General features: G+C 50.0%; 15 protein-coding genes. 7 read left to right on the top strand and 8 right to left on the bottom strand.

The window, feature by feature from the left end; genetic code table 11:
- The 3 genes from EC840_RS23900 (at nucleotide 1) to EC840_RS23910 (ending at nucleotide 2142) form a co-directional block, all read left to right on the top strand.
- Entirely contained in the window at nucleotides 1–390 is a 390-nt protein-coding gene (locus EC840_RS23900) for a VOC family protein (RefSeq protein ID WP_113878215.1), read from the top strand.
- A gap of 7 nt (nucleotides 391–397) precedes the next feature.
- Nucleotides 398–1744: a tRNA lysidine(34) synthetase TilS gene (gene tilS / locus EC840_RS23905; protein ID WP_132967285.1), complete on the top strand. Its 1347-nt coding sequence runs from the start codon at nucleotides 398–400 to the stop codon at nucleotides 1742–1744.
- Between the two features lie 110 nt (nucleotides 1745–1854).
- Nucleotides 1855–2142, top strand: coding sequence for a cytochrome c (locus EC840_RS23910; RefSeq protein ID WP_113878213.1), 288 nt, complete (start codon nucleotides 1855–1857; stop codon nucleotides 2140–2142).
- 68 nt (nucleotides 2143–2210) lie between these two features.
- On the opposite strand, the gene rof is transcribed toward EC840_RS23910, so the two are convergent.
- Complete coding sequence (gene rof, locus EC840_RS23915; protein ID WP_112288342.1) at nucleotides 2211–2471, bottom strand: Rho-binding antiterminator; 261 nt, start codon at nucleotides 2469–2471, stop codon at nucleotides 2211–2213.
- The gene (locus tag EC840_RS23920) at nucleotides 2458–2658 is read right to left on the bottom strand and encodes a YaeP family protein (RefSeq protein WP_015696108.1); all 201 of its coding nucleotides are present in this window, start codon (nucleotides 2656–2658) and stop codon (nucleotides 2458–2460) included. The genes rof and EC840_RS23920 overlap by 14 nt, the downstream gene beginning before the upstream one ends.
- A 215-nt stretch (nucleotides 2659–2873) precedes the next feature.
- Between EC840_RS23920 and EC840_RS23925 the strand changes: the two genes are divergently transcribed.
- The 3 genes from EC840_RS23925 (at nucleotide 2874) to nlpE (ending at nucleotide 4593) form a co-directional block, all read left to right on the top strand.
- Complete coding sequence (locus EC840_RS23925) at nucleotides 2874–3434, top strand: YaeQ family protein (protein ID WP_132967287.1); 561 nt, start codon at nucleotides 2874–2876, stop codon at nucleotides 3432–3434.
- A gap of 5 nt (nucleotides 3435–3439) precedes the next feature.
- On the top strand, nucleotides 3440–3850 hold the full coding sequence (arfB, locus tag EC840_RS23930) for an alternative ribosome rescue aminoacyl-tRNA hydrolase ArfB (RefSeq protein WP_112288344.1): 411 nt from the start codon (nucleotides 3440–3442) through the stop codon (nucleotides 3848–3850).
- Nucleotides 3851–3915: 65 nt separating this feature from the next.
- Nucleotides 3916–4593: an envelope stress response activation lipoprotein NlpE gene (gene nlpE / locus EC840_RS23935; protein WP_132967289.1), complete on the top strand. Its 678-nt coding sequence runs from the start codon at nucleotides 3916–3918 to the stop codon at nucleotides 4591–4593.
- Nucleotides 4594–4701: 108 nt separating this feature from the next.
- Here nlpE and proS read toward each other — a convergent pair whose 3' ends face one another.
- The 6 genes from proS to metN form a co-directional block, all read right to left on the bottom strand.
- On the bottom strand, nucleotides 4702–6420 hold the full coding sequence (proS, locus tag EC840_RS23940) for a proline--tRNA ligase (RefSeq protein WP_132967291.1): 1719 nt from the start codon (nucleotides 6418–6420) through the stop codon (nucleotides 4702–4704).
- 118 nt (nucleotides 6421–6538) lie between these two features.
- Complete coding sequence (gene tsaA, locus EC840_RS23950) at nucleotides 6539–7246, bottom strand: tRNA (N6-threonylcarbamoyladenosine(37)-N6)-methyltransferase TrmO (protein WP_129638941.1); 708 nt, start codon at nucleotides 7244–7246, stop codon at nucleotides 6539–6541.
- Nucleotides 7243–7650, bottom strand: a complete 408-nt coding sequence (gene rcsF / locus EC840_RS23955; RefSeq protein WP_112288349.1) for an Rcs stress response system protein RcsF — start codon at nucleotides 7648–7650, stop codon at nucleotides 7243–7245. The genes tsaA and rcsF overlap by 4 nt, the downstream gene beginning before the upstream one ends.
- Before the next feature lie 168 nt (nucleotides 7651–7818).
- The gene (locus EC840_RS23960) at nucleotides 7819–8634 is read right to left on the bottom strand and encodes a MetQ/NlpA family lipoprotein (RefSeq protein ID WP_112288350.1); all 816 of its coding nucleotides are present in this window, start codon (nucleotides 8632–8634) and stop codon (nucleotides 7819–7821) included.
- A gap of 61 nt (nucleotides 8635–8695) precedes the next feature.
- Nucleotides 8696–9349, bottom strand: coding sequence for a methionine ABC transporter permease MetI (locus EC840_RS23965; RefSeq protein WP_015696115.1), 654 nt, complete (start codon nucleotides 9347–9349; stop codon nucleotides 8696–8698).
- Nucleotides 9342–10373: a methionine ABC transporter ATP-binding protein MetN gene (gene metN / locus EC840_RS23970; protein ID WP_112288351.1), complete on the bottom strand. Its 1032-nt coding sequence runs from the start codon at nucleotides 10371–10373 to the stop codon at nucleotides 9342–9344. Before metN ends, EC840_RS23965 begins: the two co-directional genes overlap by 8 nt.
- A gap of 179 nt (nucleotides 10374–10552) precedes the next feature.
- Between metN and gmhB the strand changes: the two genes are divergently transcribed.
- A complete protein-coding gene (gmhB, locus tag EC840_RS23975; protein ID WP_129638942.1) occupies nucleotides 10553–11119 on the top strand; it encodes a D-glycero-beta-D-manno-heptose 1,7-bisphosphate 7-phosphatase in 567 nt (188 codons plus the stop codon).
- The last annotated feature ends 159 nt before the right edge of the window (nucleotides 11120–11278 follow it).

Consider the following 11278-nt stretch of genomic DNA (forward strand, 5'->3'; position numbering starts at 1 on the left):
ATGCTTAACCTTCGCCAGATCCATCACATTGCTATTATTGGTTCCGATTATGAGGCCAGTAAACACTTTTACTGCGACATTCTCGGGTTCACGTTGCAGGGCGAGTTTTACCGTGAAGAGCGTGATTCCTGGAAGGCCGATCTGGCGCTAAACGGTCAGTACACCATTGAGCTATTCAGCTTCCCACGACCACCGGAACGACCAAGTCGTCCAGAAGCCTGTGGATTGCGCCATCTTGCTTTCAGCGTGGAGGATATCGAACAGTCCATTTCTGCGCTCACTGCGGCGGGTGTTGTCAGTGAACCGGTAAGAATCGATCCGTATACCGGTAAAAAATTCACCTTCTTTAACGATCCTGATGGTTTGCCGCTGGAACTGTACGAACTCTGAATATTCTATGAACTCAAAAATTGCCGCGACATTTCTGACTGAACATCTGCGCCATAAAATCGGTGACGCACGAAAACTTTGCGTGGCGTTCAGTGGCGGGCTGGATTCTTCTGTCCTGCTGGCCGGGCTGGCAGAGTTACGTGATACCACGCTACCGCAGGTCGAACTGCGTGCGCTGCATATTCACCACGGATTAAGTCAGTTTGCCGATGACTGGATGGCGCACTGCCAGACGTTTTGTCATCAGCGTAATATTCCTTTTTCCGCCGTTAAAGTTCAGGTCGATGCGCATAAAGGCGGCATTGAAGCCGCCGCGAGAACGGCGCGGTATCAGGTTTTTGCCGGTAATCTGGCTGAGAATGAAATCTTACTGACCGCGCAGCATCTCAACGATCAATGTGAAACCTTTATACTGGCGCTTAAGCGTGGCAGCGGCCCCGCCGGTCTTTCCGCGATGAGTGCGGACAGTTCGGTTCACGGTTATCGTTTGTTGCGGCCTTTGCTGGATCTCAGCCGTGAGCAGCTTGAAGAGTGTGCGGCACAGCTTCAGCTCTGCTGGATTGAAGACGACAGTAACCGGGATGCCCGCTTTGATCGCAATTTTCTGCGAATTGATATTTTGCCTGCTCTTTATCAGCGCTGGCCGCATTTTGCCTCGGCTACAGCCCGTAGCGCTTTGCTCTGCGCAGAGCAGGAGACGTTACTGGATGAATTGCTCAGTGAGTCACTCACAGCGTTAACTGACGATGAGGGCAGTTTGTCAGTCGAGGGTTTGAAGGCGTTTTCGGCCGTTAGACGCTCTGCGTTACTGCGTCGCTGGCTGGCATCGTGTGGTACAAAGATGCCTTCGCGGGAACAACTGCAAAGAATATGGGACGAGGTGGCACTCAGCCGCGAAGATGCGCAGGCACAGTTAGTGCTCGGCTCTTTGGTCATCAGGCGTTTTCGCCAGCGTTTATATTTATTACCAGAATTCCAGTCACTGAAAGATGTAGTTATCCGCTGGGAGCCGGATGAGAAATTAACGTTACCCGACGGTCTGGGATATCTGAAGGTCGATCCAGAACCTGGGTTGCAGGCGGCTGAATATGTGATCCGCCAGCCCCGCACTGATGAAAAGGTCACTGTGCGTTTTAAGGCGCACGGTGTTATCGAAAAAGTCGGACGGGATCGGGCGCGTCAGGCCAAAAAACTGTGGTCTGAACTGGGCGTTCCGCCGTGGCAGCGGGATCGTATTCCATTGATTTATTACAATGAACAACTGATGGCTGCACCGGGATGGTTCACCACCCGCCAGTCTCAGCCCGAAAATAATGAAGCGCAGTGGCAGATCGTCTGGTCGGCTCTGCCATAAAAGAATAGAACAGTTTATTTGGGTGAACCATATTCGCCCGGGGAGTGCTGATGCAGGTGACAGTCGTTGAAAAAACAGTGATAAGGGCAGTAATAGGGAGCGTGGCGTTAATGCTGATCTCTTTACCAGCATTGGCAGGCGGTAACATTGCTGACGGGCAGTCAAAATCCGTTAGTTGCGCGGCGTGCCATGGCGCAACGGGTAAAGCCGTTAATTCAATTTACCCTAATCTGGCAGGCCAAAATGCCGATTATATGGCGCTTTCACTGCATGCTTATAAGAAAGGTGAGAGAAGTGGCGGGCAGGCGGGCGTGATGCAGGCTTTTAGTTCGTCATTATCCGATCAGGATATCAGTGATTTGTCGGCGTATTACGCCAGTCTGACGCCGCTGAAATAAGTCTGCCCACAGAAATGCAAACGGGCAATCCTGAGATTGCCCGTTAGGTAAACTGACGACAGTTGAGGCTATTCAGCGCTGACCACAACGGTGCCAATTTCCGGATGGCTAAAGCTTTCAATGTGATCTAAACGAAGATCCCGTTGCTCGCCGTTCGCATCAACCACCAGATATTCCACCTTTTTACGCATTAACAGATCGTTGGCTTTTGCCTCAACAATTTCTCCGCTACGCATCTTCAGCGTCAAAACCAGGTGATGCTGGCAGGCGAGCTCGAGATTATCGTAGTCATCGCAATTGATGGGTTGGTACTCATCATTCATCGACATAATCGCTCACCAATAAGTTAGCGGCGGCATAGGCCGCCTGGTCCCTAACGGAAGACGGAAGTTCAGCATTTGCTGCCACTTCGTCCAATGCTTTCAATACACAGCCCAACGCATCGGGCACATATCCGAGATCGCCACTGGCGATTTCAGAATATTTACGGCGTACCAACTCACAGTATTGTTGCATAAGTTCTCCCTAAAAAGCGTATCCCTCTGAGGAAAGCGCAGAAAGATAAACTCTCAGTATTTAACGACTATAGCACAGGAGAGTGTGAGTTATTAGCCGGCCTGTAAAGGTAAATCGTTTGCGTAAAGCCATTATTGAGGATGACCATCGGGGGAAAACTGGTCGCGGCAGGACGCTTTCAAGTACACTGTGCGTCTATTATCAAGGGGTTTACCATGGCGTTAAAAGCAACTATTTATAAAGCAGCAGTCAATATCGCCGATATGGATCGCAATTTCTTTCATGATGCCAGCCTGACACTGGCGCAGCATCCTTCCGAAACAGAACAACGCATGATGCTGCGTTTGCTGGCATGGATTTATCATGCCGACGAAAGACTGGCGTTTACCCGCGGATTAAGCGCGGAAGATGAACCGGAAATCTGGCGTAAGAATGACCACAACGGTATCGAATTGTGGGTTGAATTAGGATTGCCTGATGAGAAGCGTCTGAAAAAGGCCTGTAACCAATCGCGCGAAGTCGTACTTTACGCGTATGGTGAGCGTGCGGCGAAAGTCTGGTGGTCGCAAATCGAAGGGAAAGTCAGAGGTTTTGAGAACCTGCGCATCCGTTATATAGAAGATGAGTTACTGACTCAGCTGACTGCTTTTGGCAGCCGTACTATGAATTTACAGGCAACGTTGCAGGACGGAACTATCTGGCTTTCTGATGCTCTGAGTAATTTAGAAATTCATTTTTCTGAATGGAAAGAGTCTGTTGTAAAAGAAATCAGGTAATCAGCGTGCTAATACTTTCCGGAAAAGTGGAAATACCCGACAGCGAAGTTGAATTGACCGCGATACGCGCTCAGGGTAACGGCGGTCAGAACGTCAATAAAACATCAACGGCTATTCATTTACGCTTTGATATTAAAGCGTCGAGTTTGCCAGAATATTACAAAGAGCGGTTACTGGCGTTCAATCATCATTCTGTTACCGCTGACGGCTGGGTAATTATCAAGGCCCAGGAATACCGGAGTCAGGAGATGAACCGTGAAGCCGCTCTGGCACGGCTTGGGGCATTGATTTCACAAGCGATGGTGGTAGAGAAACCGCGCCGTGCAACAAAACCCACCCGGGGGTCTAAAATTCGTCGGGTAGAAAGTAAAGTTCGCAAGGGTGCGACGAAAGCATTGCGGGGCAAGATACGTTAGCCCTAAATTCGTGCTGCAGGACAATTTTTATCGCAGCACTGTGGAATAGCAGTAGGGGAGAAACTGTGAAAAAAATCATTACAGGAGCTGTGCTGGCGCTCGGGGCGTTATCATTGTTCGGCTGTCATACCGCCGCATTTAACCATGAGAAACCTTTGCAGGCGATGCAGCAAAGTTACAGCGGTGTGTTGCCTTGTGCCGATTGCAGTGGCCTGAAGACGTCACTTTTCCTGCAACAGGACGGAACCTATATCCTGCAGGAAATTTATCAGGGAAGTAAAGACGGCGATCAGGCATTCGCCAGTTACGGAAGCTGGGCGCGGACGGCCGACAAACTGGTACTGACTGGAAACGATGGTGAGAAACGCTACTTCCATCCGAAAGATGAAAATCTGGAAATGCTGGATATGAGCGGCGAGCCTATCGCTTCTCAGTTCAACTATACCCTGAAGCCGGTGCAGCAAAGTTTGCCTAAGACGCCGATGACACTGAGCGGAATGATGCAATACAGCGCGGACGCTGCGTCATTTAAAGATTGTGCGACCGGTAAAGTGTTCCCGATATCGGCAAATAAATCACTGGAAGAAGGCTATCTTGCGGCGCGCAAAGCACCTAACCAGCTGGTTTTCCTTTCGATGGAGGGGCATTTTATGACCGAACCGTCAATGGAAGAAGGACAGATGCAGAAAGCTGTCGTGGCGGATAAAAACGTTAAGTTTGACGCAACGAAATCCTGCCCATAAAACATCCTTAAAACAAAAGCAGCCTGTGCAGTACAAACTGAATTGCACAAAAAGAGAAATGCCCGCATAAAGCGGGCATTTTTTACGTCAAAAAATCGTTGTCCGCTCTTAACGCGGGATCTGACTCAGCAGATATTCAACGATATCGCCTTGTTTGATCATCTGTTTTTCGCCGGTGCGACGGTTTTTGTATTCCAGCTCTTCAGCATCCAGATTACGATCACCAATCACTACGTGATGTGGAACGCCGATCAGTTCCATATCTGCAAACATGACGCCCGGGCGTTCTTTACGATCGTCGAGGATCACATCAATACCGTGTGAGCGCAGTTCTTTGTACAACGCTTCTGCCGCATCTTTCACGCGGAAAGATTTATGCATGTTCATTGGCAGAATAGCGACCTGGAATGGTGCGATAGCATCCGGCCAGATAATGCCGCGATCATCGTGATTCTGTTCAATCGCTGCAGCAACCACACGGGTCACGCCGATACCGTAACAACCCATGGTCATCACCTGGTTTTTGCCATCTTCGCCCTGAACAGTGGCATTCATTGCTTCTGAGTATTTGGTACCCAGCTGGAAGATATGACCGACTTCGATACCGCGTTTGATAACCAGAGTACCCTGACCATCCGGGCTTGGATCACCGGCAACGACGTTACGGATATCCGCCACTTCTGGCAGCGCAGCATCGCGATCCCAGTTAATACCGAAATAGTGTTTACCGTCGATGTTGGCGCCTGCACTGAAATCGCTCATGGCGGCAACCGTGCGGTCAGCGACAACTGGCATTGGCAGATTGACCGGACCGAGTGAACCCGGACCAGCAGCCACGATTTCACGAATCTCAGCTTCCGTTGCGAAAGTCAGTGGTGCTGCAACTTGTGGCAATTTCTCGGCTTTGATTTCATTCAGTTCGTGATCACCACGAACCAACAGCGCAACCAGCTTATGGCCGCTTTCTGCGGTAGCGTGGACCATCAGGGTCTTAACGGTTTTCTCAACCGGAATCTGGAACTGTTCTGTCAGTTCAGCGATGGTTTTGGCATCAGGGGTTTCAACAACACGCATCACTTCAGCAGGTGCAGCGCGTGGTGTCGTTGGTGCTAACGCTTCAGCAAACTCAATGTTAGCCGCGAAATCAGAGGAGTCAGAGAACACCACGTCATCTTCGCCGCTTTGTGCCAGAACCTGGAACTCATGCGATGCGCTGCCGCCAATAGAACCGGTATCTGCAAGAACAGCACGGAAATCCAGCCCCATACGGTTGAAGATCTGGCTATAGGCTGCATACATTGCATCATACGTTTCCTGCAAAGATTCCTGCGTCGTGTGGAACGAGTAGGCGTCTTTCATCAGGAATTCACGGGAACGCATCACGCCAAAGCGTGGACGAACTTCGTCACGGAACTTGGTCTGGATCTGGAAGAAATTCAGCGGCAATTGTTTGTACGAGCTGACTTCATTACGGATCAAATCGGTAATGACTTCTTCGTGGGTCGGACCCAAAACGAATGGACGATCGCCACGGTCAACGAAACGCAGCAACTCGGGACCATATTGTTCCCAACGTCCGCTCTCCTGCCATAAATCAGCGGGCTGAACCACCGGCATCGACACTTCAATGGCGTTCGCGTTGTTCATTTCTTCGCGTACGATGTTTTCGACTTTCTTGAGAACACGTAAGCCGGTTGGCAGCCAGGTATACAGGCCTGAGGCCAGTTTACGGATCATCCCCGCACGCAGCATCAGCTGATGGCTGATCACTTCCGCGTCGGCTGGCGTCTCTTTTAGTGTAGAGAGCAGATATTGAGTAGTACGCATGATGTTGTTTGTTCCGTTAGCACTGCAAATTGCAATCAGGCTGCCAGTGGCAGCCAAAACGTGAAAAGTGGCTTAGTTTACCAGCGAGTTGCTGTTGTCAAAAGAGACGCAGAGGAAATTAGTTTTTGTCCAGGGACAATACCTGATTCAGGGAGCCCGTTACCCGCCAGCGGACATTAAAGTCCAGCAGGCGAACAGCGTAATCCCGCTCGGTGGCTTCGCCTTTGCGGTAAGCCGGGCGGGGGTCTTGTCCCAGAACCTGCGTGATAAAACGGCGCAGATGCGGATATTGCCTCGCATGTTCAGCCAACTGCCGTTCAGCCTGTGGTAAAAATTCGACCGGCATATCGGCATCCGGTGCGTGCTGGGCAAATCCGGCGCGCGCGTCAGGATGGCTTTCTGCAAAGGGAAGATAAGGCTTAATATCCACAACAGGTGTGCCATCCACCAAATCCAGACTGCCCAGTTGCAAAATAACATTCTGCCCCTGACAGCGGATCCCTTTCAGCTCGACCAGAGACATTCCGAGCGGGTTGGGGCGGAAGGTCGAACGGGTGGCAAACACGCCGGTGCGCGTATTCCCGCCTAAACGCGGCGGGCGAACGGTCGGACGCCAGCCACCTTCCATCGTCTGATGAAAAATAAACATCACCCATAAATGGCTGAAATCTTCCAGCCCGCGAACGGCTTCGGGCTGGTTATAAGGCGCGTGCAGATGTAATTCGCCGCCACCATCCTCTATCAAACCCGGCTGGCGCGGAACAGCAAACTTCTCTTTATAGGGCGAGTGAATCGTCCCTATTTGTTCAAATGAAAATGAGGTCATTTAAACGTGACGTTCAGGGCTGAACCCTGACAAATCGCCTGCTGGAAGCAACCCGGCACACCACTGATGATCTGGCACTGGTGCAGTAATACCGCATTGGCCTTCATATAAGAGGCACGGGTTAGCATTCTTTTACGCGCAGTAGCAAGGCTCGGCGGCGCGTCATTTTGATCACCCTGGCAGGATTCACCGGAGACTTCGCCTAAATCACGGAAAGGGCTACCAACCAGGCCTTCAGCATCTTTATAGAGTTTTACCGGGGCAGGGCGGACCGGAGCCGGTTTAGGTTTGACTGGTTTTGGCTCTTCTTTTACAACGGGTGCAGGAGGGGTTGGCTGTGGATGTTGAGTCAAAGAACAACCCGCCAGCAAAAGCGCCGACAAACAGAGAGGTAAAGCACGCATGGTATATCCTCTGCTTTTTAATATGTTTACAGGAAAGAATGTGGCGTTATTGAACCAAGGTATTGAGGAAATAACAAGGCGGGCATATGCCCGCCTTGAATTTATTTATGAAAGCAATATTTACAGCGTAAGGGGCAGAGCAAAACCTGCTTCCCTGACAGCAACGGATTACCAGCCTTTAACTGCGCCGCCGTTGAAGATTTTGTTCGCTGCAGCGTTAACTTCATCAGACTGGTAAGCCTGAACGAATTTCTTCACGTTTTCAGCGTCTTTGTTATCTTCACGCGCAACGATCAGGTTAACGTACGGAGATTCTTTATCTTCTACGAAGATGCCATCTTTCTCCGGAGTCAGGTTGATCTGGCTCGCGTAAGTGGTGTTGATCACAGCCAGAGCGATTTTCGCATCATCCAGTGAACGTGGCAGTTGTGGTGCTTCCAGCTCAACCAGTTTCAGATTTTTAGGATTCTCAGTCACATCCAGAACGGTTGGCAGCAGACCAACGCCATCTTTCAGTTTAATCAGACCGACTTTTTGCAGCAGCAGCAGTGAACGGCCTAGGTTAGTCGGGTCGTTTGGCAGAGCAACCTGATCGCCTTCTTTCAGTTCATCAACAGATTTGATTTTCTTAGAGTAACCTGCGATCGGGTATACGAAGGTGTTACCGACCGGAACCAGTTTGTAACCACGATCTTTAATCTGCTGATCCAGGTAAGGCTTGTGCTGGAAGGCGTTAACGTCAATATCGCCTTTGCTCAGCGCTTCGTTAGGTAACACGTAATCGTTGAACGTCACCAGCTCAACGTCGAGGCCATATTTTTCTTTCGCTACTTTCTGAGCAACTTCAGCAACTTGTTGTTCTGAACCCACAATCACACCCACTTTGATGTGGTTTGGATCTTGTTCTTTTGGTCCGCAACCGACTAATGCCAGCGATCCCAGAAGCGCGCCAACAACGGCAATGGATTTGAATTTGTTAGACATGTCCTTTCCTCAATAAGCGGATATAAATCATTCACAGGGTAGCTATTACAACGGCCATTTCTTATTTATGTGTGACTGCTTTTACGATGCGGTCGCCACAAAATTGAATTAAATACACCAAAACCACTAACAGGACTAATACCGTATTCATCACAGTTGCGTCGTAACCGATATAACCGTACTGATAACCGATTTGTCCCAAACCACCGGCGCCGACCGCGCCACCCATAGCAGAATAGCCTACGAGAGTGATCAGCGTGATGGTGGCTGCGTTGACCAGACCCGGCAGAGCCTCCGGCAATAAGATTTTACGGATGATTTGCATCGGTGTTGCGCCCATCGCGCGGGAGGCTTCCACCAGACCGCTGGGAATTTCCAGCAGCGCATTCTCAACCATACGGGCAATAAACGGTGCCGCACCGACGGTGAGCGGAACAATCGCGGCCTGCAAACCGATAGAAGTACCGACAATCATGCGGGTGAACGGGATCATCCACACCAGCAGGATAATAAAAGGAATAGAACGGAAAATATTTACCAGCGCGGACATCACGCGGTAAACGTTTTTATTCTCTGCAATCTGACCCGGACGCGTTACATACAACAGAACGCCAAAAGGCAAGCCCAGCACAAAACCAAAAAAGCCAGAGGTCAGTGTCATAATGACAGTTTCCCAGATACCCCGGCCCATTAACCACATCATTGCCTCAGACATACCCGAGTACCTCTACTTTAACCTGATTCTCTTGCAGGAAGTGAATTGCCGCCTGAGTGTTTTCTTCTGAACCGTGCAATTCTGTCAGCATAATCCCGAACTTGACGCCGCCGGCATAATCCATCTGCGCACTGATAATATTGTTGTTAATGTCAAAGCGTCGTACAGCTTCTGAAAGCAGCGGAGCATCCACCGACTGTCCCGTAAATTCAAGACGCAGTAAGGGAACTCGACCTGTTTCTGGTTCCGGCACCATGCGTACGGCGTAATCTTCGGGGATATCCAGATGCAATGTGGACTGAATGAACTGCTGAGCCAGCGGAGTTTTCGGATGAGAAAACATCTCGCTCACTTTATCCTGCTCAATCAGTTTACCGTCGCTGATGACCGCAACCTGATCGCAAATGCGTTTTACGACGTCCATCTCATGGGTAATGAGCAGGATGGTTAATCCCAGACGACGGTTGATATCTTTCAGCAATTCCAGAATGGCGCGTGTAGTGGCCGGGTCCAGGGCGCTGGTGGCTTCATCACAAAGCAATACCTTCGGATTACTGGCCAGCGCACGAGCGATCGCCACACGTTGTTTTTGTCCGCCGGAAAGATTCGCCGGGTAAGCATCATGCTTATCTTCCAGGCCGACCAGACTCAGCAGTTCAGAAACGCGTTTTTTGATGTCAGCTGAAGACAGATTGTCCAGCTCCAGTGGCAACGCAACATTGCCGAATACGGTACGCGACGAAAGCAGATTAAAGTGCTGGAAGATCATCCCAATCTGGCGACGTGCGCGGGTCAGCGCTTTTTCAGAAAAGGACATCAGATCCTGACCATCAACCAATACCTGGCCTTCGGTCGGGCGTTCCAGCAAATTGACGCAGCGTATCAGAGTACTTTTACCTGCGCCGGATGAACCGATGACGCCGTAAATTTGTCCGGCAGGGACGTGAAGACTCACGTCAGAGAGCGCGACTATCTGGCGCGCACCCTGCTGGAAAACCTTGGTGATGTTTGAAAGTTTAATCATATTATTTTTTATTCTGTCTTTTTGCCGTGACGTGGTGAAATTAACTCTTCGGGGATCGCCCCCGTAGCATGTCGTGGATGCTAAGGCGTCTAGACGTCTAAGTCAACCAGGTTAGCATTCTCACAGGCAGTGAAAACATGCGATACTCACGCCATTAATCAGGCATCAGGAGCAAATTCGTGGCACAACCTGTTTCAGCAATCTTTCTCGACCGTGATGGTACTTTGAATGTCGATCACGGCTATGTACATGAAATCGATGAATTCCAGTTCATTGATGGCGTCATTGACGCCTGTCTTAAATTAAAGGAAATGGGCTTTCTGCTGGTGCTGGTGACCAATCAGTCCGGCATTGCCCGCGGTAAATTTACTGAAGATCAGTTTATGACGCTGACCGAGTGGATGGACTGGTCACTGGCTGATCGCGGTGTCGATCTCGACGGCATCTACTTCTGTCCTCATCATCCTGAAGGCACAGTTAAAGAGTTTACCCAGGTTTGTGATTGTCGTAAGCCACTGCCGGGTATGTTTTTAACGGCTAAAGAAGAGCTGAACATTGATATGTCTTCTTCTTATATGGTGGGCGATAAACTGGAAGATATGCAGGCAGCTGCCGCCGCAGGCGTCGGGCATAAGATTTTAGTGCGTACCGGCAAGCCGGTGACAGAACAAAGTGAAAGTGCAGCTGACGCTGTGCTGGAAAGCCTTGCTGCTTTGCCTTCCTTTATAGCAAAAGCGCAAAAATAACCGTCTTTGGATAAAAAAACGGCAAACGAAATAAAACTGTATTTATTCGCTTGCCATTAAAATCGAACTCCCTATAATGCCGCTCCATCGACAGGGAACAACGTGAACAACATCACGAAGTAACCGGGTCGGAAAGATTAAAAACAGCGGCAACCGGAT

Origin of the sequence: Rahnella sp. JUb53 (genome assembly GCF_004346065.1) — a bacterium.
Lineage (GTDB): Bacteria > Pseudomonadota > Gammaproteobacteria > Enterobacterales > Enterobacteriaceae > Rahnella > Rahnella variigena.

What these genes read in the sequence shown, in the direction of transcription:
- EC840_RS23910 (WP_113878213.1), top strand. Translation starts at nt 1,855, where the DNA reads ATGCTGATCTCTTTACCAGCATTGGCAGGCGGTAACATTGCTGACGGG.
- tsaA (WP_129638941.1), bottom strand. Translation starts at nt 7,246, where the DNA reads ATGACCTCATTTTCATTTGAACAAATAGGGACGATTCACTCGCCCTAT.
- proS (WP_132967291.1), bottom strand. Translation starts at nt 6,420, where the DNA reads ATGCGTACTACTCAATATCTGCTCTCTACACTAAAAGAGACGCCAGCC.
- EC840_RS23900 (WP_113878215.1), top strand. Translation starts at nt 1, where the DNA reads ATGCTTAACCTTCGCCAGATCCATCACATTGCTATTATTGGTTCCGAT.
- EC840_RS23920 (WP_015696108.1), bottom strand. Translation starts at nt 2,658, where the DNA reads ATGCAACAATACTGTGAGTTGGTACGCCGTAAATATTCTGAAATCGCC.
- metN (WP_112288351.1), bottom strand. Translation starts at nt 10,373, where the DNA reads ATGATTAAACTTTCAAACATCACCAAGGTTTTCCAGCAGGGTGCGCGC.
- tilS (WP_132967285.1), top strand. Translation starts at nt 398, where the DNA reads ATGAACTCAAAAATTGCCGCGACATTTCTGACTGAACATCTGCGCCAT.
- EC840_RS23925 (WP_132967287.1), top strand. Translation starts at nt 2,874, where the DNA reads ATGGCGTTAAAAGCAACTATTTATAAAGCAGCAGTCAATATCGCCGAT.
- EC840_RS23960 (WP_112288350.1), bottom strand. Translation starts at nt 8,634, where the DNA reads ATGTCTAACAAATTCAAATCCATTGCCGTTGTTGGCGCGCTTCTGGGA.
- rcsF (WP_112288349.1), bottom strand. Translation starts at nt 7,650, where the DNA reads ATGCGTGCTTTACCTCTCTGTTTGTCGGCGCTTTTGCTGGCGGGTTGT.
- EC840_RS23965 (WP_015696115.1), bottom strand. Translation starts at nt 9,349, where the DNA reads ATGTCTGAGGCAATGATGTGGTTAATGGGCCGGGGTATCTGGGAAACT.
- rof (WP_112288342.1), bottom strand. Translation starts at nt 2,471, where the DNA reads ATGTCGATGAATGATGAGTACCAACCCATCAATTGCGATGACTACGAT.